At 65.9% G+C, this 22,409-nt stretch carries 17 protein-coding genes and 1 pseudogene; 13 read left to right on the forward strand and 5 right to left on the reverse strand.

Translation table 11 applies throughout. The annotated features are described in order from the left end of the window. The first annotated feature begins 178 nt into the window (after positions 1–178). Positions 179–646: a lytic transglycosylase domain-containing protein gene (locus PQR42_RS09015; protein WP_408386420.1), complete on the forward strand. Its 468-nt coding sequence runs from the start codon at positions 179–181 to the stop codon at positions 644–646. 76 nt (positions 647–722) lie between these two features. Here the strand turns inward: PQR42_RS09015 and PQR42_RS09020 are convergent, their stop codons facing one another. Both PQR42_RS09020 and PQR42_RS09025 read right to left on the reverse strand, forming a co-directional pair. Beyond that, on the reverse strand, positions 723–1,682 hold the full coding sequence (locus PQR42_RS09020; protein WP_408493620.1) for a hypothetical protein: 960 nt from the start codon (positions 1,680–1,682) through the stop codon (positions 723–725). 647 nt (positions 1,683–2,329) lie between these two features. Then, on the reverse strand, positions 2,330–3,784 hold the full coding sequence (locus tag PQR42_RS09025; protein WP_408213018.1) for a helix-turn-helix transcriptional regulator: 1,455 nt from the start codon (positions 3,782–3,784) through the stop codon (positions 2,330–2,332). Positions 3,785–4,146: 362 nt separating this feature from the next. Here PQR42_RS09025 and PQR42_RS09030 point away from each other — a divergent pair, with 362 nt between their 5' ends. Both PQR42_RS09030 and PQR42_RS09035 read left to right on the forward strand, forming a co-directional pair. Then, the gene (locus PQR42_RS09030) at positions 4,147–6,288 is read left to right on the forward strand and encodes a winged helix-turn-helix domain-containing protein (protein ID WP_408386225.1); all 2,142 of its coding nucleotides are present in this window, start codon (positions 4,147–4,149) and stop codon (positions 6,286–6,288) included. Positions 6,289–6,557: 269 nt separating this feature from the next. Beyond that, positions 6,558–7,343: a lytic transglycosylase domain-containing protein gene (locus PQR42_RS09035; RefSeq protein WP_408386223.1), complete on the forward strand. Its 786-nt coding sequence runs from the start codon at positions 6,558–6,560 to the stop codon at positions 7,341–7,343. 105 nt (positions 7,344–7,448) lie between these two features. Here PQR42_RS09035 and PQR42_RS09040 read toward each other — a convergent pair whose 3' ends face one another. The 3 genes and pseudogenes from PQR42_RS09040 to PQR42_RS09050 all read right to left on the reverse strand — a co-directional run bounded on the left by PQR42_RS09040 (position 7,449) and on the right by PQR42_RS09050 (position 12,313). After that, the gene (locus PQR42_RS09040) at positions 7,449–8,375 is read right to left on the reverse strand and encodes a LysR family transcriptional regulator (protein WP_408213026.1); all 927 of its coding nucleotides are present in this window, start codon (positions 8,373–8,375) and stop codon (positions 7,449–7,451) included. 19 nt (positions 8,376–8,394) lie between these two features. Further along, positions 8,395–8,517, reverse strand: a pseudogene (locus PQR42_RS09045) (5-oxoproline transporter, DUF979 family subunit); the annotation flags it as partial. 22 nt (positions 8,518–8,539) lie between these two features. Further along, positions 8,540–12,313, reverse strand: a complete 3,774-nt coding sequence (locus tag PQR42_RS09050; protein WP_408386221.1) for a hydantoinase B/oxoprolinase family protein — start codon at positions 12,311–12,313, stop codon at positions 8,540–8,542. A 325-nt stretch (positions 12,314–12,638) separates the two neighbouring features. Between PQR42_RS09050 and PQR42_RS09055 the strand changes: the two genes are divergently transcribed. The 10 genes from PQR42_RS09055 to PQR42_RS09100 all read left to right on the forward strand — a co-directional run bounded on the left by PQR42_RS09055 (position 12,639) and on the right by PQR42_RS09100 (position 22,341). Then, positions 12,639–12,842, forward strand: coding sequence for a Flp family type IVb pilin (locus PQR42_RS09055; protein ID WP_408213031.1), 204 nt, complete (start codon positions 12,639–12,641; stop codon positions 12,840–12,842). Positions 12,843–12,980: 138 nt separating this feature from the next. After that, a complete protein-coding gene (locus PQR42_RS09060; RefSeq protein WP_408386219.1) occupies positions 12,981–13,532 on the forward strand; it encodes a prepilin peptidase in 552 nt (183 codons plus the stop codon). A gap of 18 nt (positions 13,533–13,550) precedes the next feature. After that, the gene (gene cpaB / locus PQR42_RS09065; RefSeq protein ID WP_408386217.1) at positions 13,551–14,558 is read left to right on the forward strand and encodes a Flp pilus assembly protein CpaB; all 1,008 of its coding nucleotides are present in this window, start codon (positions 13,551–13,553) and stop codon (positions 14,556–14,558) included. Further along, entirely contained in the window at positions 14,558–15,946 is a 1,389-nt protein-coding gene (locus PQR42_RS09070) for a type II and III secretion system protein family protein (RefSeq protein ID WP_408386418.1), read from the forward strand. Before cpaB ends, PQR42_RS09070 begins: the two co-directional genes overlap by 1 nt. An 11-nt stretch (positions 15,947–15,957) precedes the next feature. Further along, the gene (locus PQR42_RS09075) at positions 15,958–16,419 is read left to right on the forward strand and encodes a CpaD family pilus assembly lipoprotein (RefSeq protein ID WP_408386215.1); all 462 of its coding nucleotides are present in this window, start codon (positions 15,958–15,960) and stop codon (positions 16,417–16,419) included. Between the two features lie 7 nt (positions 16,420–16,426). Further along, entirely contained in the window at positions 16,427–17,656 is a 1,230-nt protein-coding gene (locus tag PQR42_RS09080; RefSeq protein ID WP_408213038.1) for a CpaE/TadZ family protein, read from the forward strand. Beyond that, positions 17,656–19,320 carry a TadA family conjugal transfer-associated ATPase gene (locus PQR42_RS09085; RefSeq protein WP_408386213.1) on the forward strand — a complete coding sequence of 555 codons (1,665 nt, stop codon included), beginning with the start codon at positions 17,656–17,658 and terminating at the stop codon, positions 19,318–19,320. Before PQR42_RS09080 ends, PQR42_RS09085 begins: the two co-directional genes overlap by 1 nt. Then, positions 19,317–20,285, forward strand: a complete 969-nt coding sequence (locus PQR42_RS09090) for a type II secretion system F family protein (RefSeq protein ID WP_408213044.1) — start codon at positions 19,317–19,319, stop codon at positions 20,283–20,285. The genes PQR42_RS09085 and PQR42_RS09090 overlap by 4 nt, the downstream gene beginning before the upstream one ends. Next, positions 20,282–21,214, forward strand: a complete 933-nt coding sequence (locus tag PQR42_RS09095; RefSeq protein ID WP_408213047.1) for a type II secretion system F family protein — start codon at positions 20,282–20,284, stop codon at positions 21,212–21,214. The genes PQR42_RS09090 and PQR42_RS09095 overlap by 4 nt, the downstream gene beginning before the upstream one ends. Further along, a complete protein-coding gene (locus tag PQR42_RS09100; RefSeq protein ID WP_408386211.1) occupies positions 21,211–22,341 on the forward strand; it encodes a tetratricopeptide repeat protein in 1,131 nt (376 codons plus the stop codon). The genes PQR42_RS09095 and PQR42_RS09100 overlap by 4 nt, the downstream gene beginning before the upstream one ends. The last annotated feature ends 68 nt before the right edge of the window (positions 22,342–22,409 follow it).

The following is a 22,409-nucleotide window of genomic DNA, read 5'->3' on the forward strand; positions in this document are numbered from 1 at the left end:
GCGCTTCGCGCGCCGGCCGCCGCGCGCAGCGCGGCCGGCGCATGATGCGCTACCTTCAACGACCTGCCGGCGGCGTGAAGCGCCGGTCCCACCCATCGTGACAAGTCACCGCAGCGTGCCTCACTCTTCTCTCGATGCATCCGCGAGCCGCGCCTCGCGCGCTCGCCTCGTGCATGCCATGCTCGCGTTCGGCCTCGGCTGGGCTTCGGCCGCGCACGCGGACTGCTTCAACGACGCGGCTGCCTATCAGCACGTCAATCCTTTGATCCTGCGCGCGATCGCCTGGCAGGAATCGCATAACCGCGCGGACGCAATGCACGTCAACGCCAACGGCTCGATCGACTACGGCGTCATGCAGATCAACACGATTCATCTGCGCACGCTGGCCCACTACGGTATCGGCAAGGAAGCGCTGATGTCGCCGTGCAAGAACATCTATATCGCCGCCTGGCAGTTGCGCCGTCAGGTGCTGCTGTACGGCAACACGTGGGCCGCCGTCGGTGCATACCATTCGGCCACGCCGGCCTTGCGCGATCAATACGCGCATCAGATCGCGGCGATTCTGCGGCGCTGGAACGTGTTGCCCGATTCGCGAGGCGAAGGCGGCGCGCAAACATTGAAAGCCGCCTACGCTCCCGGCGAATAGCGGAACGTGGTGAAAAGCAATAGCGGCGCGCGTCATGGTGATTCGCACGCCGCTGTTGCTTTTTGCGGCCCGTCGTTTAGCCCTCGTTGGCCAGCTTGCGCTGGAGGAAGGCGATAACCTGAGCTTTTTCTGCTGGAGTGAGGTTGTTCGCCTGCGCGCCCAAGGACCGGGCGGCATTTTCCTGCAGGTCGGGGCTTAGCGACGCGAGCAGTTTGCCGACCTGCACGTAATGGCTGAACCTGACGGCTTGCGGCAGGTGAGAAATCACCGTGGCGAATTTTTCCACCGCCGCGGCTTTCATCGGCGAATTCTCCATGCCGCCGATCGCAGCGTGCAGCCGGTCGAACGCGGCCAGGCGGTCACCCTCCGGCAGTTGACCCGGCTGCGTCGCCAAATAGCCGAAGCCGGTTTCGGACATGGGATCGTGCGGGTCGGCATTGAATGCGTCGAGGATCGTGTTGAACAGCGCGGCTCGACTCTCCTCGAGCACGCTTCCCACGGCGAGCGACAGATTGGCAAGCATGTGCACATTGTGCTCGGACGAGGCTCCACGCCCCGCGTCGATGAGCTTGTTGCATTCGGCGAGACACGTTTCGGGCGGCGTCAGTTGTGTCACGCCCAAGGCCAGCCCTTTGAGCGCCTCGCCACGCGCGCGCGGATCGAGTGCCTGCGTCTCGTTCAATACGGAGCGATAAGTCGATGCGGCAATGCCGGGAGGAATGTCGCGCATCGCGCCGAGTTGCCCGAGCGCGAACGCGCGAAGTTCTGGCTGCACGTTGCGCAGGCGCGGCAGTAAGGCAGGAATTTCGCGGGCTTGCGCGTCGGGTGAAAGAGCAGGCGTCGCCTGGGCTAGCGCAGTCAGCACGCCCGCACTGCCATCCGGTGTGATCGCCCCGGTCTTCCAGCTGTCGTCGAGCAGTTGCAAGGCCTGGCTGTACGCGTGCTCGCGAGGCTCGGGCAGACTTTCGATGGAAAGCGCGAGCCGGGCCAGCGGACCGCCTCGGCGACTCGACAATGCCCGGATCCCGCCGGACATCTCGTCGAATGCCGCGGCTCGCTCGCCAACGGGCAACTGGCCGATGCGGCTTGCGAGTTCGGCAAGCACGCTTTCCTGTTGCGCCGGTGTCAGGGCGTGCCGGGAATTTCCGCTCGCTTTGCCGAAGCCGCTGCCGTTCAAAACCTCTCGCAGTCCCGCGAGACCCGTCACCCCTCTCGCCTGTTCGGTCAGCCTCGCCTTCAGCTGCTCGCCTGTCGATTTCGAGAGCCCGAAAGAGGCCCCTGCGCGAGCCGGCTCGCCGCTCGCGTTGGAGGCGTTGGCGGCTACGGGATGCTGCGCACGCGGCGTCGGCCTCGCCCTCGACCTGTCAGTCGGCTGCGCGCCGGTGGGTGGGACGTGTCCTAACTCCGGGTCACGCGCCCCTCCGCTTTCAATTCGATCTGACATGACGACGTGTTCCCGCTGTGAATGAAGCACCGATGCTATGGACGCTGCCTTACAGCCTTCGCGCGTCTGCGAAGTAGGAAGCAAAGTTGCGAAGCGGCCAACGCCGGCCCGGGTTCGTTGCGTCGTCTGGGTGCGGCTTTGCCAGTCGGACGGCACATTCCAGCGCTACGGAATCGCCGCGCTCCAAAGCACCTATCGATCACGCGTGCCCGGCTGAAGGTAGCGCATCACGCGCGCCGCTACCGCTCGAGCGTCTCCGAAGGCACTTCGTGGAACTGCTTGCGATAACCGTTGACGAGCGTCGAGCGGTTCTGCACGCCCCATTTGTTCGCGGCGTCCAATACGGTTCGGTCGCTCGCAAATGCGTCGTTGAGCAATTCGGCACGAATCCGTTCCATGCGCAGCCGGCGAATCAGTTCGGTCGGCGACAAGCCGAGCGAACTCTTGAAGGCGCTTTGCAGCGCGCGTTCGGTGACGCCGACTTCCGCAGCCACCTCGCGAACCGACAGGTCGCGGCGGTCGAGATTTTCCTGCAGATAGCGATATGCGCGGCGATACTTGGCCGGCAGCCTCGCGCCGACGTCGTCGAGGTGCGGCGTCTGGCGCGACGCGCGGCTGACGAACGATGCGAGTGCCTCCGCATCGTTGCGCAGACATTGCGTCGACACCAATGCATAGCGACCGTAAAACTGGATGCCCTCGCGCGTGCGTCCGCGAGCCTGGTGAACCTTGGCGACGCAGTAAAGATATTCGAGTTGCCGGTGTCCGGTCGATGCCGTCTGGTCCAGCCGGTGCAACGGTTCGAGCACCGTCTCGGCGAGTTGCGGCGCCTCCGATGCGAGCGCCGCCAGCACCACTTCGAGCCGTGTGCTGCGCAAGTACTCATGCAGCCCCGCTTGCTGTGCCCAGTTCACATGCCGGGTGATCCACTCCATTGCATCGCGCCTGCCGCGCATCAACGCGCGCAGTTGCCGCAGATAATCGATCCGCGCGCGCAAAAGCGGCGTCGTCACATTCATCGCTTCGATGCCACGCGCGTCGGCCAGCTCGGTTGCATCGCTGCTGCGCAGCAAACGTTCGTCGCCAAGCCCCGATTGCCAATAAACGTGATCGGCCAACATTGCCGCACTGCGCAGTTCGCGCTGTACCGCAATGTCGTAGAGCACGGTCACGGTCAGCTCGCGCCACTGCGCCGAGCCGCCGTCCGCAGGCGACGCGGCGAGTGCCGCAAGTTCGTCGAGCGCTTCGGCCACGTCGCGCGCGCGGCCAAGCTCGTGCAGCGCGCAAACGACGCCGAAGCGTGCTTCGAGCCGCTGCACCGCATCGATTTCGGCTTCTTCGATCACCCGCGCGAAACACGACAGCGACGTCGCCAGACGATGCCGGAACAGCGCCTGCCAGCCCGCATTGCGGCACGAAGCGGCGCGAATCGCCTGACGCGGCGTACGAATCACTTTTTGCGCGCGGCGATATTGCTCTTCCGCCTCATCGCCGATGCCGAGCGTCATTTGCATATCCGCATGCAGTTGCAGCAGCCACGGCATCTCGTTGCAGAGTTGCGAATTGTCGGCCCAGCGGCTCGTCTGCGCGCCCGCAGCAGTGAGATTGCCTTCGTGAATCTTGTTGAGAAATCCGTCCGGCAGATGCCGTACCGACAGCGCGGCAGCAAGCGGGAAATAGAACGTCAAGAACATATCGCAGCTCCTCGTTGATGCGCGCATCTATCGCCGTCCGCCATGCGTGCACGACTCTGCATTTCAGAATGGTTGTGGTTGCAACCATCTATGCCTTGACCTCAATCTATCCCGCTATGCGTCGCACATCTTCAACAAATCTGATCATTCACACATATTTGAGAACTGTTGAAGTTTGCGCGTGCCGCTGCATGCCGCAATGGCTTTTGGACGAATTTATCGCGCAATCGACTCAGGTCTCGCGCAGTACGGCGAAGTTGCAGCATCCCGGCCGTCGCCGGCGCCGGTTGTTCAATATCCAGGCTTCTCCTAGAATGATCCGCGGACCTGTAGCGGTCCGACTATCCCCGGAGAGAGCCACGATGTCGTCATCACGAACGACAGGGCCAGCGCTTGCGTTCAGCCGCTTCGTGCTCGAACGCAATGCGTTGCGCAATGCCGTCGACGGAACGCCGATCGCGTTGGGCGCTCGTGCGCTCGAATTGCTGTACGCGCTAGCCGAAGCTCGCGGCCGGCCGCTCCCGGCCGACAAACTGGCGCGGCGCGGCTGGCCGGGTCAATGCGTCGATGTCAATACGGTTCAGGTGCAGATTTCACTTTTGCGCCGCGCGCTCGGCGACGAGCGCGACCTGATCGTCACGGTTTCCGGCGCCGGTTATCGGCTCGCCGCCGACGTGCGGGTCGTCGATCATTCACCACCGGACGCCCAATCCGCGTCGTTGCGAACCGCCACCCCGGAACCCGCCTCGTCCTTTGTGATGCCCGGGCCGCATGCCGCGCGCCTGGACGTGACGAAACTGGCCACGCCGTTCATCGGCCGTCATGCCGAGTTGTCCGAATTGCTCATGCTGGTGCCGGATGCGCGGGTCGTCACGCTGACGGGCGGCCCAGGCGTCGGCAAGACCCGCCTCGCGCACGAAGCGGCGCGCCGCCTCGCCGCGCGCGCACCCGCCGGCGTGGTGTCGCTCGAGTTGCCGGCGCACTTGCACCCGTGCCAGATCTCCGATGCCTTCGCGATGGCGCTCGGTGTGCTCCCCATGCCGGGATGGCCGGCTCATCCGTCCACCATCGGATCGATTCGCGAGCGGCACATGCTGCTCATCGTCGATTCGGGCGATGCGCCCGTCGCGCCGGTGCGTTCGATCATCGAAACACTTTCGGTGGTCGCGCGATCGTCGTTGCGATTCATCGTGATACAGGTAGCGCCGCTCGGTATCGACGGCGAAGCGGTCGTGCGGCTCGAACCGTTGCAACCGCCCGAAATCACACGGATCACGACCGCACAGACGCCGGGACTCGAAGCGTTGCGTCTGCTGATCGCGCGCATCGGTCAGTTACTCGATGGACGCGAACGCTATCGTGAGCAATCGCCGCTTTATGGCGGCACGCTCGCCGCTTTCGACGCCGGCCGGCTGACCCGCGCGACGCTCGTCGCGGCAGCGCAAATCGTGTGGCGGCTGGACGGCATCCCGCTCGCGCTCGAACTCGCTGCCGCCGCGCTGGTCCGGCGCGTTCGCTGGCGCCAGACGCTCGACGGAATCGATACACTCGCCGCGCTCGACGCCACGCTTGGGGCATTCGTTCGCCGCCTCGACGCGTCGCCGGCATTGCAAATCGATGCAGACGGCCTGCCGGCAGCGCATGAAAACCCGCTTGTCCGGATAGTGAGTCTGTCGATAGCCGATCTGGAAGACGTGACCCGTCAGCGGCTTTTCTGGTTGAGCGTTTTCTCCGGCGACTTTTCGCGCCGCGCGGCGCACGACATGCTGGCCTGCTGCGAGCAGGACTCTGGCGCGCCAACGGGAATCCACACGGAAACGTCCGCCGCTCAGTCCATTGATGAATTGCGCAGCGCGGGGCTCATCGGCGAATGCGAGGGCGGCGCCGATATGATGCCGATGCTCCGCTTGCCCACGTGTGTGCGCGTGATCGCGCTCGCGGCGCTGCGGCAGGCAGGCGAATTCGAGCGCGCCGCAGTGGCGCACGCGCGTTCGCATGTGCCGCGCGTCGCTGCAATCCGGACTCGCGGTGCGCGCCGCAGCGGGGATCGCGCCGAGCGCGCGGATCTCGACGGTCTGCGCGCGGCACTCGAATGGGCAGTGCAGAGCGATCGTTATGAAATTGCCATCACGCTGCTGGACGCTTCCGAGGCGATGTGGCAATTCTTCTCGCTCGAACACCAGTACATCCACACGATCCAGGCGTCGCTCGCACACGTGCGGGCGAACCCGACCCGGCATACACGTGTCGAGATGCGGCTGAACGCCATGCTGGCGCGCGCACGTGTCTCGACCGGCGCGCCGGCGGATGATATTCGCGCTGCCTGGAAACGCACGTACGAACTCGCCAACGCATGCGCGGACGCTGGCTACGTGCAATTGGCGCTGGCCGGTTTGCAGGCATGCGAACGCCACGCCGCGCGGCCCGATGACACGGCCGATCCGCAAGGCGGCGCCGGCCAGCCGCAACCGGCGCCGTCCCGCGAATCCGGCACGGCTGACTAGTTGCGCGCCCAACCGTCTCCGCCGGTCAAACGGTCACGACCGTCCTGCCAAACGGTTCGTTCGATTCCATGCACCAATGCGCGTCGGCGATCGGGTCGAATGGAAAGTTCTCCGTCATCAATTTCGTAGTCGAAGACGCTTGCATCCCTATTCGACGGCTCCGAACTACCAGGAAACGCAGTTCCGGCCCCGCCGGCCGCACGGTAATATTCAAGGCCGGCGACCCGGCGCGCGAACCCGGCCATACCATCCATGGAGGAGAGAGACGCATGGCGGATCATGAGGCCCGCACGAGCGAGCACAGACTCGTCTGTCTGACCGCTGAAGGCGAACCGGCGATGCGGCGCGTCCTGTTCGTTCTGCTCCTGATCGCGCTATTCGGCGCGAGCGCGGGGCGCGCTCGCGCCGACGATTTTCTCGGCATCGCGCAGCGTTGCGCGCCGCAGGTCGATGCGCATACGCTGGCTGCGATCGTCAGTGTCGAATCCGGCTACAACCCGTATGCGATCGGCGTGGTCGGTGGTCATCTGGTGAGGCAGCCGCGCTCGCTCGCCGAGGCGCTCGCCACCGTCGACATGCTGACGCGGCTCGACTACAACTTCAGTCTCGGTCTGGCGCAGGTGAATCGCTACAACCTGGCGCGCTTTCGTGAAACGGCGGAATCGATCTTCGAGCCCTGCGCGAATCTGCGCGCGGCCGGCGCGATCCTGAGCGAATGTTTCGCGCGGGCGGCGCGCGGCGGTGGCGATCAGCAATTCGCGCTGCGGCAGGCGCTATCGTGCTTTTACAGCGGCGATTTTTCGACCGGCTTTAAAAGCGGCTACGTGGAAAAAGTCGTTGCGCACGCAGATGTGGACGTGACGACGGAAATCGCGCCGATTCCTCTCGCGGGAGCGCCGCGCGCGCAGCGGCGGCCGGTTGCGGAACGCGCCGCGCGAGCCGCGGCGCGGCCGGAGCGTGCACTCGCGCAGTCGCATTGCTCGCCGGGCATCGTGATCGTATCCGAATGCGAAAGCGACGGCCTCGCCAACGGCGCCATCAAGATTCCTCATTAATCGCTGCGCATTCGGCATTCGCCAGCCCATTTTCTGGCAGCCGTTCGGCGCCGAAAATCCAACGAAATGCGTGCCGTCACGTGGCGCGACGCGCGATGGCGCTGCTCAGCCGCCGGCACGACCAAACTCATCACCGACCGCGGACAGATAATCGTGCGCCGTCTGCCGTGCGATATCGACGAGCCGTTCGGTACGCTCGGAGCCGACGCGCCATGCGGCGACGAACGGCATCGGTGGCGGCGTGTCGAAACCCTCGAGCAATTGCAGGTGGCCTTGCCGCAGCAAATCGGACACCAGCGCCGGCGGCATCGCCGCCACGCCGAAGCCGCCCTGGGTGAGCTTGATCATCGCCGCGACGGAATTCACGCAACTGACCTTCGCCTCGCTGATGCCGTGCGCCTGCAGCAGCCGCAACAGATCCTGATGCGGCCTCGAATGGCGGGAAAACGTAATCAGCCGCTTTTCGACGAGCTGGCGCAACGCCGCGGTCGAGGTCGCCCCGCCGGCGGACACCACCTGCGACGACGCTGCCACCCAGCCGATCGGCAGTTCCAGCAGTGAAGCGCTGCGCAGCGTTTCGTCGCGCAGCATGTCGGTCTGAAACACAATATCGAGCATGCCGCGGCGCAACTGTTCATTCAGGTGCAGCGCGGTCTCGGAGAACACTTCGATGTCGAGAGCCGGATATTGCCGGGTGACGGCGGAGACGAAATCGATGAACCACGAATGGATCGCGCTATCCATCGCGCCGATGCGAACCGTGCCCGGCGCGAAGTTTTCGTCCTGCAGCGACGCGCGCAGCCGCGTCATCGATTCGCTGACCTGTTCGGCGTGCTGAAGTACGCGCTCGCCTTCGCGGGTTAGCGTCACGCCTTTGGGATCGCGGGTGAAGAGTTTCGCGCCCAGTTCCTGTTCGAGCACCGAAATGCGGCTCGAGATCGCGGCCTGGGTGGAATGGAGTTTGTCGGCGGCGAGGCTGAAGCTATGCAGCTTCGCCACCCAGATAAAGGTCTCGAGAAACTTCAGGTTCACGTCACCGCTTCCCTACCGCATGAAATGTCCCGCCATTATAGGAACATCCGATGCCGCCCGTCATCACCGGGTACGCCGCGAAGCCGTTGCCCATGATGACCGTGAACGGCGCCATGCCGATGCCATTCGCGGCCACGGTGACGGCGCCCTTCACGGCGTCCGTCTTACTCGCTCGCGCGGCCATAACCGCCGCCGCCCGGCGTTTCGATCACGAATACATCGCCTGGGTGAACGCTTGCGGTATGGGTCGCCTGGAAGCGGTCGACGGTGCCGTCGGCGCGCTCGATCCAGTTGCGCCCGACGCGCCCGCTCTCGCCGCCTTCGAGCCCGAACGGCGCGATCCGGCGGCGGTTGGCGAGAATGTTGGCGGTCATCGCACGCGTGAAGCGGATCCGCCGCACCGCGCCGTCGCCGCCTGGATGCCGTCCCGCCCCGCCGCTACCCGCACGGATCGCGTGCTGCTCGACGATCACCGGGAAGCGCCACTCGATCACTTCGGGATCGGTCATCCGCGAATTGGTCATGTGCGTCTGCACCGCCGACGTGCCCGGATGGCTCGCGCCCGCGCCGGAGCCACCCGCGATGGTTTCGTAATACTGGTGCGCGGCGTCGCCGAAGGTGAAGTTGTTCATCGTGCCTTGCGACGCGGCCATGATTTTCAGCGCGCCGTACAGTGCGTCGGTGACCGACTGGGACACCTCGACGTTGCCCGCGACCACCGCCGCCGGATAAACCGGATTGAGCATCGAACCCTGCGGAATCACGATGTCGATGGGCCGCAACACGCCTTCGTTCATCGGAATGCCGTCAGACAGCAGCGTGCGGAAGACGTATAGCACCGCCGCCTTGCATACCGATCGCGGCGCGTTGAAGTTGCTCGGACGCTGTTCGCTCGTGCCGGTGAAATCGACCGTTGCCTGGCGCTTCACGTGATCGATCGTGACTTTGACGCGCACCGCCGCGCCGTCGTCCATTTCGTAGGTGAAGTCGCCGTCGCCGAGCGCGCTGATCGCCTTGCGCACTGCTTCCTCGGCGTTGTCCTGCACGTGGTTCATATACGCCAGCACGACGTTGGCACCGTAGCGGCTCACCGCGCGCAGCAGTTCCGTCGCCCCGCATTCGCAGGCGGCGATCTGCGCGATCAGATCCGCGATGTTCTGATCGACGTTGCGGCTCGGCCACGGACCGGCGAGGAACAGTTCGCGCACCGGCTGTTCGAGGAACGCGCCCGCGTCGACGATCTTCACGTTGTCGAGCAGCACGCCTTCTTCTTCGATGGTGGTGCTGTTCGGCGGCATCGAGCCCGGCGTGATGCCGCCGACGTCGCCGTGGTGGCCGCGTGCGGCGACGTAGAACAGCAGTTCGCCCTCGCCACCGGCATCCTCTGTCGCACCGGCTTCGCCTTGTGGTCCGTAGACCGGCATCACCACGGTGATGTCAGGCAAGTGCGTGCCGCCGTTGTACGGCACGTTCAGCATGAACACGTCGCCGCGCTTCATTGATCGGCCGTGCTGGCTGATCACGCTGAGCACGCTGTCGCTCATCGAACCCAGATGGACCGGGATATGCGGCGCGTTGGCGATCAGGCCGCCCGCCCGGTCGAAGATCGCGCACGAGAAGTCGAGGCGCTCCTTCATGTTGACCGAATACGAGGTCTTTTCGAGCGTCGCACCCATCTGTTGCGCGATCGACATGAACACATTGTTGAAGATTTCCAGATGCACCGGATGGCGCTCGGTCGTGATCGTGCCGGCTGCGGATTGGCTGTGCGCCGCGTCGTTCCCGCCGACGTTGTCGTCGCGTTGCAGCAGCAGCGTGCCGTCGCCGAGCACCGACGCATGCCAGCCGGCCTGCAGCACGATCGTCGAGATGTCTTCGGCGATCAGCGCGGGGCCGTCGAGTTGCGCGCCAACCGGCAACTCCTTACGCACGTGGAGCGGCACTTGCTGGCTGAGTCCGTCGAAGAACATCGAGGTTTGCGCGTGGCCTTGCGGTGCCGGCCTCATATTGTCCGACGCCCGCGCGCTTCCCGTGATTTCAGCAAGCTGAGCGAGTTGGCCTGAAGCCGCCGATGCCGTCGCCGCGCCGCGCTCGGTGAGACCGACGGCCTCGACCACGATCGATTCGATCACGAGCGCCTTGTTCTGCATCGCGAAGCCGAAGCGCTTGCGATGCAGCGTTTCGAACGCCTGCTCCATCGTGGCGGCGTCTGTGAACGGCACTTCGAGCGTCGAATCGGTGTTCTGGTATTTGAGGCGCGCGGCGTTCGCGGTCTGCACGCGATTGCGCGGAATCTGCTGCGAGAGAATTTCCTTCACCGCGATGTGTTCGAGAAGATCGAAGCTGGCACGCAACTCATCGATCAAGGTGGCGTCGAGCGGCTTTTCGACGGCGCGCTCGCGCAGCACGCGCAAATCGGCGAGACCCATGCCGAACGCCGACAGCACGCCCGCGAACGGATGCAGCACGATGCGCCGCATGCCGAGCGCCTCCGCCACCGCGCACGCATGCTGACCGCCCGCGCCGCCGAACGCGCAGATCGCGTAGCCCGCCACGTCGTGGCCGCGTTCGACCGAAATCGTCTTGATGGCCTGCGCCATGTTGTCGACCGCGACCGCGAGGAAACCTTCAGCGATCGCCTCCGCGCTCATCTCGCGGCCAGTTTCGACAAACACGCGCCGCGCGAGCTGATCGAACCTGTCGCGCACGGTATCCGAGTCGAGCGGCAGATCGCCGTTCGGGCCGAACACGTTCGGGAAATGCGCCGCCTGCACGCGGCCGAGCATGACGTTGCAGTCGGTCACGGTGAGCGGGCCGCCGTTGCGGTAACAGGCCGGTCCCGGATACGCGCCGGCCGATTCCGGGCCAACCCGGAAGCGGCCATTCTCGAAACTGCAGATCGAGCCGCCGCCCGCGGCCACCGTGTGAATGTCCATCATCGGCGCACGCACGCGCACCCCCGCCACCTGGGTTTCGAAGACCCGTTCGTAGGCGCCGTCGTAGTGCGCGACGTCGGTCGACGTGCCGCCCATGTCGAAGCTGATCACCTTGCGCTCGCCGACCGCTTCGCAAGTTTTCACCGCGCCGACGATGCCGCCCGCCGGACCCGACAGGATCGCGTCCTTGCCCTGGAAGCGCGATGCTTCAACGAGGCCGCCGCTCGACTGCATGAACATCAGGCGCGCCTGGCCGGTATGACGCGACACGCGGCCGACGTAATCGCGCAATTCCGGCGACAGATACGCATCGACCACCGTGGTGTCGCCGCGGCCGACCAGCTTCATCAGCGGGCTCACCTGGTGGCTCACGGAAATTTGCGTGAAGCCGCATTCGCGCGCCACTTCGGCGACGCGCAATTCGTGCGCCGGGAAACGATAGCCGTGCATCAGCACGATCGCGATCGACGCGATGCCGCACGCGCGCGCTTCTTTCAGTGCTTCGCGGGTCGTGGTTTCATCGAACGGACGCAACACTTCGCCGTGCGGACCGACGCGTTCGTCGATCTCGACGACGCGCTCGTACATCAGCGCGGGCAACTGGATATGGCGCGCGAAAATATCCGGGCGCTCCTGATAACCGATACGCAACTGATCGGCGAAACCGCGCGTGATCGCGAGCAGCGTGCGCGCGCCCTTGCGTTCGAGCAGCGCGTTGGTGGCGACCGTCGTGCCCATCTTGATCACGTGGATGCGGTGTTGCGGCAGCGGCTCGCCGGCGGGCACCGCGAGCAGATCGCGAATCCCCTGCACGACCGCGTCCTGATAACGCTCCGGATTTTCCGACAGCAGCTTGTGTGTGACGAGCGTGCCGTCGGGACGGCGCGCGACGATGTCGGTAAATGTGCCGCCACGGTCCACCCAGAACTCCCAGCGCCTGGCGTCGGCGGCTGTCGCATTCTGGTTCGATTGATTGTCGGTCGTGTCTTGCAGGGCGTTCATCGTGTGGGTCTCCATTCATCCGGGGCGATTTGCATGGGATGCGATTTTCGGGGCAACCCCGGGACGGACGCGAACGAAAAAAATAAATCCTCCGTATAAAGAAATCAGATGCGCCGGCAACGTGCATGCAGGAGCGCGCGCGAACTTGAACCTAAGATTCGTAGTCCCGCGCAATTCATTTCGCCCTGCATTCTCTGTCACTACGCATTAACGGAATTGCCGCGCGAATTACCGCTATCTATAGTTTGGGCACACTCAGCCGGATCGAAGACGTCCGGCGGGACCACAAGACCAGGCCAATCCAGCTCATCGTACGGGGTATCTCATGTTCACTCTTCTTCAATCTCTTCGCCGCCTTCAACGTGATGACCGCGGTGTCAGCTCGATGGAATATGCCGTGCTCGCCGGCATCATCGTCGTCGCGGTCGTGGCTGCCGGTACTGTCCTGAGCGACACCACCACCGGCATCCCGGGTCTCTTCTCGAAGCTGCTCACCACCGTCAACACGGCCGCCACTACCGGCAAATAAATCGCGCTGAGGCGCGTGCGGCCGCTCGCGGCTGCTCGCGCCTCCGTGCCGCAATGTGCGGCTCGCGCTCTTGCGCCGCGTCGCTGCCGAAGCTTCGGCGGTAGACCTGCGTTCGGCGCCGGCTGCCGGGTGTCGATCATGTCAGATGTAGTCCGTTATGCCGCGTGCGCGGTGCTGGTGGCACTGTCGCATCTGGATCTGCGCGCGCGGCGCCTGCCTAACCCGCTCGTCGCGGCATTCGGTGCGCTCTATGGCGCCGACGCCTGGCTCGCACATGCGTCGTTGTGCGTGATCGCGCAGCACGCCGGCACTGCGCTAGCCTGCTTTGCGTTCGGCGCGGCGCTCCACGCAGCCGGCCAGTTCGGTGGCGGCGACGTCAAGCTTGCGAGCGCCGTGCTGCTGTGGGCCGGTCCCGCCACGGCGCTGCCGGCGCTGATGCTGTGTTCGCTCGCCGGCCTCCTGCTCGTCATGCTCGGCCTCGTCGCCGACCGGTTCGCCCCGGCCGGGCCGCATCCGTCCTTCGAACCGGTCGAGCCGTTTGCACCGTTTGCACCGCATGCCTGCGCGCCGTTCGCAGCGCTCGCATCGTTTGCGCGCCTGTGGTCGGCGCGGCGCGGCGTGCCCTACGGTGTCGCGCTCGCCTTCGGCGGTGGCTGCGTGGTGCTGCCGCGCCTCTTCGTCACGGGATAACCGACCTATGGAAACCTCATGTCGAGCACAGTCAAGCTAGCGCTGCTGGTCGGCGTGGCGATCATCGCCGCGTTGATCCTGCGCTCGTTGTTCATCGCCGCCTCGGCGCAACCCACGCCAGGCACATCGGCCGGCCTGCAACGCGTGCGGATCGCCGCGACCGATCTGCCGCCCGGTGTGCTGCTGCGTGATAGCGACCTCGCGTGGAAAGATCTGCAGCCAAGCCGGGTGCCCGCGGGCGCGGTCGTGCAGGGCAATCCGCAAACGCCCGACGTCGCTGGCGCGGCGCTGCTCCATCCACTCACGGCGGGTGCCACGATCACCTCGAAGGACGTCGTCGTGCCGAGCGCGCCGGGTTTTCTCGCCGCTGCGCTCAAGCCCGACATGCGCGCCGTGTCGGTTGCGATCGACGACGTCTCCGGCAACGCCGGGCTGATCCAGCCAGGCGATTACATCGACCTGATCCTCACGCAGGATCTCGCGAGCAAGACAGATTCCGCGCGTCTTTCGGTGGCGAGCGAAACCGTCGTCAATCATGTGCGCGTGCTCGCGGTCGGCTCCGAATTCCTGCGTCCTAAAGACGACGCCACGCCCGATAAAACGCATGCGCGCACGGTCACGCTCGAAGTGAATCCACGCACCGCCGAAGTGGTGGCGATCTCGGCGCGTCTCGGCACACTGTCGCTCGCGCTGCGCAGTTTCGCGACACTTGCGCGGGCCGCGAGCGACGCCCACGGCGTCATCACCAATGTGTCGGACAACACGCCCGACACTTCGCCGCCGGTGTGGGCCGGCGACGTGTCACGCGCGGTGCGCGCGCTGCCGGCGGCTCACGACGGCGGCGGCGGTCCGGTGGATTCGGCCGCGCCCGCCGTGCTGGTGTATCGCGGCTCGAGTCACGGCGACGCCGAAGCACGCGCGTCGCTCAATCCTCCGGTGCCGGCACCGCAATCCGGCGATGCGCCGGCCACGCCTGGCGGTTCGGCACCTGCCGCAGCCGCCGCGCCCACGACGCGGAGTCCATGATGGCGCGGCATTTCAAGGCTCCACGCGGCCAATCGTTCGCCCATGGAGGCGCTTCGGCGCTCGCGCTGGCGCCGCTCGCGGCGCTCGTCTGCGCCCTCCCCGCCCATGCCGACGATACCCTCACCGTCACCGCCGGCGCGGGCGAAGTCGTACGGCTCGCCGAACCGGCCGTCGCCGTATTCGTCGCCGATCCCGATGTCGCGGACATTCACGTGCCGACTTCGGGCGCGGTGTTCATCGTCGGCAAGAAGGAAGGCCGCACGACGTTGTTCGCGCTCGGCCCGAACAATCGCGTGATCCTGCGCCGCTCGGTGGTCGTGCGGCGCGATCTCGATGCGCTCAACGCACTGCTGCACCAGCGCTTTCCGCACCTGCAACTCGCGCTCGCCTCCGCACCCGGCTCGCTGATGGTATCGGGCGCGGTGAGCGCGCCTTCCGACGTCGATGCAATCACGCAGACGCTCACGCCCGCGCTGCACGACAAGGAAACGCTGATCAACCATCTCGCGGTTGGCCGGCCGACCCAGGTGTATCTGCGCGTGCGCATCATCGAGGTGGACCGTAACGTCACACAGCAGCTCGGCGTGAACTGGAACGCGGTGGGCAGCATCGGCAACTTCGTGGTCGGTCTGCTGAGCGGACGCGCAATCCAGGACGTGACGACCGGCGCGTACCTGCCGCCGCAATCGAACGCGACCGGCGTGCTGGGCGGCTTCAAGACGGGCAACTCGTCGGTGCAGAGTGTGATCGATGCACTCGACCAGGACGGCCTCCTCACCGTGCTCGCCGAGCCAAATCTGACCGTGCTCTCCGGCGAAACCGCGAGTTTTCTTGCGGGCGGCGAATTCCCGATCCCCGTCGCGCAAAACCAGAACACGCTGAGCGTCGAGTTCAAACCGTTTGGCGTGTCGCTCGGCTTCACGCCGACGGTGCTCGCCGATAACCACATCAGCCTGAAGGTGCGGCCCGAGGTCAGCGAGATCGATACGACCGCGAGCGTGACAACCAATGCGATCAGCATCCCTGGGCTGTCGGTGCGGCGCGTGGAGACCACGGTCGAGTTGTCGAGCGGCCAGAGCTTTGCGATCGGCGGGCTGCTGCAGAACGAGACGCGCGACATCGTTTCGCAGTTGCCGGGGCTGGGCAAACTGCCGATCCTGGGGCGGCTCTTTTCGTCGAAGGATTATCAGAACAACAAGACCGAACTGGTGGTGATCGTCACGCCGTATCTGGTGCAGCCGGCGGGCGAAACGCAGATGGCCAGCCCGCTCGACAGCATCATGTCGCCCAGTTCGGATGTCGAAACCATCCTGCAAAAGAAGACCGGGCTCGATCCGCTGGACGGCTCGACGCCGCGCCTCGTGGGCGCAGCCGGTTTCGTTTACTGACGGGGGAGCGCATGAGCTTGATCAGATCGTTGGGTTACCGCCGCGCCTCGTGGCCCTCGTTTGCGTCGCTGTCGTCGCTGTCGTCGCTGGCTTCGATCGCGTGGCGCTCGCGCCGCCGTACCGGCTGGTTCGTCTGCCTGCTGCTGGGTGGCTGTCTGTCGACGCCGCCGCCGATTGGCATGCCGGACGTGGCGGTGATCGGGCTGCGCGACGGGCACGCGGCAGCGCCCGATTGCGCGGCGCTCGCTACGCCCAGCGACTTCCGCGACGCGGGCGCGGCGCGCCCGGCGAACGCGTTCGGCTGCGCGACCTTCACCAATCTTGCGGCTGTGCTCGCGCGTCCCACCGACCTTGCCGCGCCGCAGCCGTTCGCCGGCGCGGACGCCGCGGTCGCGGCCAGCGCGGTGCGCCGCTACGAGACGGGAAAAATCACACCGTTGCAGTCCAACGACACGTCCAACTTCAACAAGTAGGTGCGCGATGAATCCGTTGCTGAAACTTGTCGCCGCGCAGCCCCACCGCAATCTCGCGGCGACATTCGTCGCGTATGTGGGCGATCCGCATAGCGTCGATCTGGTGCAGCGTTTTGCGCTCGAGCAGGGCATCACGAACGCGGTCGTGAAGGGCGGTCGCATCGGCGAGGCCATCGAGCATCTGACGATGATGCCGCGCTCGCCGTCGTACTTGATCGTCGACGTGTCGGCCACGCCGATGCCATTGTCGGAACTCGAACGTCTGGCTGCGGTCTGCGAACCGTCTGTGACGGTGATCGTGATCGGCGATGCGAACGATGTCGGCCTGTTCCGCAATCTGCTCGAAATCGGCGTGCACGACTATCTCGTCAAGCCGCTGACCGTCGAGCTGCTGCGCCGTTCGCTGCACACGAGCAGCAACGCGCAACCGGTGCGACGGGCGCGCACCGGCAAGGTGATTGGCTTCGCGGGCACACGCGGCGGGGTCGGTGTGACGACGATCGCCGCGAGTCTCGCGCGGCATCTCTCTGGCGTCGCGAACCGGCGCATCGCGTTCATCGACCTGAACCTGCATGGCGGCGCGGCCAACACACTGCTCGGTCTGAAAAGCAACAACGGTTTGCTCGACGTGCTGCGCGACGCGGACCGGCTCGACCCGCAGTTCGTCGAACGCTCGCTGGTCGCGCATGACAACCGGCTCTTCGTGCTATCGGCGGAATTGCCGTATGGCGAGCAGTTTCAGCCGCATGAACGTGCGCTCACTGATCTGCTCGAACGCCTCAAGCCGCATTTCCATTACATCCTGCTCGATCTGCCGGGTCAGGGGCATCCGCTTGCGCATACGGCGCTCGCCGCCGCGCAGATGCTCTATCTCGTTGCCGATGCATCGATCCATTCGGCGCGCGAAGTGTTGCGGCTCACGCGTCACTTCGACAGCCGCGAGCGGGCGCCATCGCTGTCGGTGCTGCTCAATGCGCCGAATGCCGCGCCGACCGGGCGCCTCAAGAAGGCTGATTTCGCCACCGCGATCGGCCGCAACGTGCTGCTCGAATTGCCGTTCGACGGTGCCGCGCTCGCCGCCGCCGAGAACCTGGCGCAACCGCTCGCGCCGGGCAAATCGCGTTTCGGCGACGTGATCGGCGAACTCGCCAACAGTTTGAGCGGTCAGCCGCCGAGCGCCGCGCCGCGCTGGCATGCGCGCTGGCACACCCGCTTCACACGTCGCAGGAGCAACTGATGTTCGGACAAAAACATCCTCCGCCACGGCTGGATCTGTTACACGACGGCGCGGCTGGCGCCCCGGCCGCCGGCGCTCCGTGGGCCCACGATTCAACGGCCGGCGACGCGGCGGCCGGTGGTCCGGCAGCTACCCGGCTGACTGGCGAGGGACTACTGGCTGACGCAGATTTCACGGCTGCCGAACGCAACATGCTCGACGGACGCCGCGAACCGGATGCCGCACACGCCGCAAAACTGGCGCCTGAACCAGCCGCATCGACCGGCGCAGGTCATTCCGACAACACACGCGACAACGCTGCCAGATCCGCAACGACGAGCAGCGCCGGCATGGCGGGCAATGCCGGGATGGCGCGCAACGCGGCGCATGCAGCCGGCACGGCTCAAGCCGCGCAGCCCGAGAGCCTCGTGCGCTCCGACAGCTTCCGCATCATCCGCTCGCTGGTCCTGGCGTCGATGAATGTCTCGGCCGCGGTGCTGCAAACGCGCGATCAGGTCCAACTTGAAATCGCGCGGCTCGCCTCCGAGATTGTCGAGCGCGAGCGGCTCAAGATGACGCTCACCGAACAGTCGCAGGTGATCGACGAGATCCTCAACGATATGTTCGGCGTCGGCCCCATCGAGCCGCTGCTTACCGACGAAACCGTCACCGATATTCTCGTCAACGGCGCCGATCAGGTTTACGTGGAGCGCCACGGCAAGCTCGAACTGACGCGCCTGAAATTCCGCGACAACGCGCACGTGGTCAACGTCGCGCAGCGCATCGCGGCGGCCGTGGGCCGCCGGGTCGACGAAAGCAGTCCGATGGTCGATGCACGGCTGGCCGACGGCAGCCGCGTCAACGTGGTGCTGCCGCCGCTCGCGATTCGCGGCGCGTGCATCGCGATCCGCAAATTCGCCAAGCGCGACATCACGCTCGAACGGATGGCCACGCACGGCAGCCTGTCGGCGGCAATGGCGCGCACGCTCGAAATCGGCAGCGCGTGCCGCCTCAACATCATCGTCTCGGGCGGCACGGGCTCCGGCAAGACCACCCTGCTCAACGCGATGTCGCGTTATATCGACGCGCGCGAGCGCATCGTCACGATCGAGGACGCGGCCGAGCTGCAGTTGCAGCAGCCGCACGTGGTGAGCCTCGAAACGCGGCCCGAAAACGCCGAAGGACTCGGCGCGGTCTCGCAACGCGATCTGGTGCGCAACGCGCTACGGATGCGCCCGGACCGCATCATCCTCGGTGAAACGCGCGGTCCTGAAGCATTCGACGTGCTGCAGGCGATGAACACCGGCCACGACGGTTCGATGACGACGATCCACGCGAACACGCCGCGCGACGCAATCACGCGTCTGGAGAGCATGGTGATGATGGCCAACGGCAATTTTCCACCTCTGTCGATCCGCCGCCAGGTCGCGAGCGCCGTGCATCTGATCGTGCAAACCGAACGGATGCGGGACGGCGTGCGGCGCGTCACGCACATCACCGAAGTGGTCGGCCTCGAAGGCGACGTGATCCTGACTCAGGATCTGTTTCTGTTTCGCTACGACGACGGCGTCGCCGGCGACGAAGTAGGTGGACGCTTCGAATGTTCGGCGCTGCGGCCCGCGTTCGTGCCGCGCGCGGCGCGCTACGGCCTCGAGGAAAACCTGATGAACGTGATTCACTCATGACGATCGAGAACCTGGTCGGCGTCGCCGTCTTCGCAATCGTATTGATCGGCGGGCTGCTCGTGCAGGCGGCGATGCAGATCGCGCGTACCCAGCCACGCGCGTTGATGCGTGCGCGGGCACTCGCGCTCGCCGATGCGGACGCCCCCGCAGGCGGAGTCACGGAAGGCGTCGCGCTATTTCACGAGCGCGAGCGGCGCATGCGGCTCGGCGGCTGGCTTGACGAAAGGCTGCGCCGGATTCGCGTCGTCAGCGGCAAGCTGGGGCTGCGGTTGACCGGCTTCGTCGTACTGACCGCGATGGTGCTCGCGCTCGCGATCGCGCAAATCGACGTGGTGCCCGCATGGGCCGCCCCACCGCTGCTGATCGCGTTGCCGCTCGGCGCGCTCAACTGGTTCACCCGGCTCCTGGTCGAACGGTTTCGCATGCGCATGCTCAACGTGTTTCCGGATGCGCTCGACCTGATGGTTCGCGCGGTGCGGGCCGGCGTGCCGGTCGTGCGCGCCATCGAGATCGTCGCCGACGAATGCGCGCAGCCGCTCGCCTCCGAATTCCGCCAGATCGCCGATGGTTTGCAACTCGGCATTGAACTCGAAACCGTCTTGAACGATGCCATGCGGCGCTTGCGGATTCCCGAATTCTCGTTCTTCTGCGTCGCACTGCTATTGCAGCGCGAGACCGGCGGCTCGCTCGGCGAAACGCTCGAAGGTCTCGCCGACATCGTCCGCGCGCGCAAGGACGTGCGCCAGAAAAGCCGTGCGCTGACTGCGGAAAGCCGCCTTGCGAGCCGCGTGATCGCCTGCGTGCCGCCGTTTATTTTCGGCTCGCTGTACGTGGTCGATCGCGACTACGTGCAGATCATGCTCGATACGCATGCCGGCCACATGATCCTCGTCGCGAGCGGCATGCTGCTGTTTATTGGCCTCGCGATCATTCAGCGGGTCGCCAAACTGGACACCCTGAGATGACGCTCTCTACTGTCGATACCGTACTTTGCATCGCGGTGCTCGCCGCGACGCTGATCGCTTTCATGCGCGGCCATCGCGTGTCCGCGCGGATCGCGCAGCGAGCCCGCGCGCTGGCCGGCGAACAGCGCGTCGCGCTCGGCATGCCGGCGACCGGCGGCTCGCTTGTGCGGCGCATCGAGGTGCGCTTCGCGGCGCTTGGCGAACGGTTCCCGCTCTTTGAAGCCGCGCATCGTAGCGATCTCGCCAAACGCCTGACACGGGCGGGCTTTCGCGGCGCGCGGCCGGTGTCGGTGCTGATCGGCATCAAGGCGGTGAGCGGCGCACTCGCGGCGCTCGGCATGCTGCTCGCGAGCCCGCACGTCGCGCTGCTCGCGCAATGGATGGTGCTGCGGATCGCCGCCATCGCCGCGCTGTTCATGGTCGGCATGATGTTGCCGGAGTTCGCGCTGCAGTGGTACACGCGGCGGCGCCAGAGGCAGATTGCCGGGGCGCTGCCGGATGCGCTCGATCTGCTCGTCATCTGCACCAACGCGGGCCACAGCCTCGCGTCGAGCATCGTGCGGATCGCCGAGGAAATGCGCAGCATCGCGCCGGCGTTGGCACGCGAACTGGAACTGACCGCGCAGGAGCTGCGGATCGACGGCGACACCACGACCGTGCTGCGCAATCTCGCCGAACGCGTCGACGTGGCGTCGCTACGCACCCTCGTCACGACGCTCGCGCAGTCGCAGCGCTACGGCACGCCGATCACCCAGGCGTTGCGCGTGCTCGCGCGCGCCGAGCGCACGCAGCATATGCATCTGCTGGAAGAAAAGGCCGCCAGGTTGTCGACCAAGATCACGCTGCCAATGATGTTTTTTATTCTGCCAACAGTGATTCTGATTGCGGCTGGGCCAGCCGCGCTTCGTTTGATGACGGTGCTCAGATGAAATCTCTCTTGATGCCGGCCTCCGCACGGCGCTTTACGTTTGGGGACGCGCGGCATGCTTCGCTCTTCATCCTGGCGACGCTCGTCGTGCCCGTCCTGCTGGTCGCGAGCGGCTGCTCGATGCTGTCGCCGGCGACGCAGGTGCACACGCGGCCCGCGACGCTCAATGGCGTGGCCGCTAGCGGCAATAGCAGCGGCAACGGCAACGGCGGCGGCTCGGCCAAACTGGACGACATGACACTGGCGTCGAGCGCATTGCAGAGCGGCGACCTGTCGCTCGCATCGACGATGTTCGGCAAGGTGCTGGAGACGCAGCCCGATAACCTCGACGCCCTGACTGGAATGGGCGCGACACTGGTGCTGACCGGTGAACTGGAACGGGCGCGCGGGATGTACGAGCGCGCCGCCGCGCGAAATCCCGAACGCATCGCGCCGGTCCTCGGGCTCGCGCGCATCGCGGTCCGGCAGCGGCGGCTCGACGAAGCGATCGCGCTGTATCAGCGCGTGCTGTCGCACGAACCGTCGAACCCGCTCGCGAGTGCCGGCCTCGGCACCGCCTATGCGCTCAAGGGCGACACCGCGCGCGCACAGCTGATCTATAGCGACGCGCTGCGTCAGCATCCCGGCGACGCGATGCTGACGATCGACCTCGGGCTGTCGATGGTGCTCGACGGCAACGTGCGCAAGGGCGCGAACTTGCTGCTGAGCGTCGCCGCCGAACCGGGCACGCCGCCGCAAGGACGCCAGAATCTGGCGCTCGCGTACGGCCTGCTCGGCAACAACACCGCGGCGGACAAAATCCTGATGCGCGATCTGCCGCGCGGCTCGACCGACGACAATCTCGCGTTCTACAAACTCGTGCGGTCGCGGCTCGACAGTGCGCCCCCGACGCAAACGCAGGCTCCGGCGCAAGCAGCTTCGCAAGCGTTGGCGCTTTCACAAATGCAAGCGCGGCCGCGGCCGCAATCGCAGGCTGCGATACCGTTGCCGCCCGTCTTGCCCGCGGTGCCCGCGTTGCAGCCGGATCGCGGCGTGGCGTCATCGCTCGCGGCCGTGCAGCCGGCTCGAGTACCGGCCATTCAGCACTGGGACATGCTGCGGCAAACCCCGCTGCTGGGCGCCCGATGAATGCGCGCCCGCAACCACGCGTGACGATGCGCGCGGCTTCACCCACCCCGCCCGCGCCGTCACGTGTC

The organism is Paraburkholderia sediminicola (genome assembly GCF_046027355.1).
GTDB classification, from domain to species: domain Bacteria; phylum Pseudomonadota; class Gammaproteobacteria; order Burkholderiales; family Burkholderiaceae; genus Paraburkholderia; species Paraburkholderia sediminicola_B.

Coding starts and splice junctions, on each gene's coding strand:
- PQR42_RS09030 (WP_408386225.1), top strand. CDS start 4,147: ATGTCGTCATCACGAACGACAGGGCCAGCGCTTGCGTTCAGCCGCTTC.
- PQR42_RS09060 (WP_408386219.1), top strand. CDS start 12,981: ATGTCAGATGTAGTCCGTTATGCCGCGTGCGCGGTGCTGGTGGCACTG.
- PQR42_RS09020 (WP_408493620.1), bottom strand. CDS start 1,682: ATGTCCGGCGGGATCCGGGCATTGTCGAGTCGCCGAGGCGGTCCGCTG.
- PQR42_RS09095 (WP_408213047.1), top strand. CDS start 20,282: ATGACGCTCTCTACTGTCGATACCGTACTTTGCATCGCGGTGCTCGCC.
- PQR42_RS09015 (WP_408386420.1), top strand. CDS start 179: ATGCTCGCGTTCGGCCTCGGCTGGGCTTCGGCCGCGCACGCGGACTGC.
- PQR42_RS09070 (WP_408386418.1), top strand. CDS start 14,558: ATGGCGCGGCATTTCAAGGCTCCACGCGGCCAATCGTTCGCCCATGGA.
- cpaB (WP_408386217.1), top strand. CDS start 13,551: ATGTCGAGCACAGTCAAGCTAGCGCTGCTGGTCGGCGTGGCGATCATC.
- PQR42_RS09075 (WP_408386215.1), top strand. CDS start 15,958: ATGAGCTTGATCAGATCGTTGGGTTACCGCCGCGCCTCGTGGCCCTCG.
- PQR42_RS09050 (WP_408386221.1), bottom strand. CDS start 12,313: ATGAACGCCCTGCAAGACACGACCGACAATCAATCGAACCAGAATGCG.
- PQR42_RS09090 (WP_408213044.1), top strand. CDS start 19,317: ATGACGATCGAGAACCTGGTCGGCGTCGCCGTCTTCGCAATCGTATTG.
- PQR42_RS09080 (WP_408213038.1), top strand. CDS start 16,427: ATGAATCCGTTGCTGAAACTTGTCGCCGCGCAGCCCCACCGCAATCTC.
- PQR42_RS09035 (WP_408386223.1), top strand. CDS start 6,558: ATGGCGGATCATGAGGCCCGCACGAGCGAGCACAGACTCGTCTGTCTG.
- PQR42_RS09085 (WP_408386213.1), top strand. CDS start 17,656: ATGTTCGGACAAAAACATCCTCCGCCACGGCTGGATCTGTTACACGAC.
- PQR42_RS09100 (WP_408386211.1), top strand. CDS start 21,211: ATGAAATCTCTCTTGATGCCGGCCTCCGCACGGCGCTTTACGTTTGGG.
- PQR42_RS09055 (WP_408213031.1), top strand. CDS start 12,639: ATGTTCACTCTTCTTCAATCTCTTCGCCGCCTTCAACGTGATGACCGC.
- PQR42_RS09025 (WP_408213018.1), bottom strand. CDS start 3,784: ATGTTCTTGACGTTCTATTTCCCGCTTGCTGCCGCGCTGTCGGTACGG.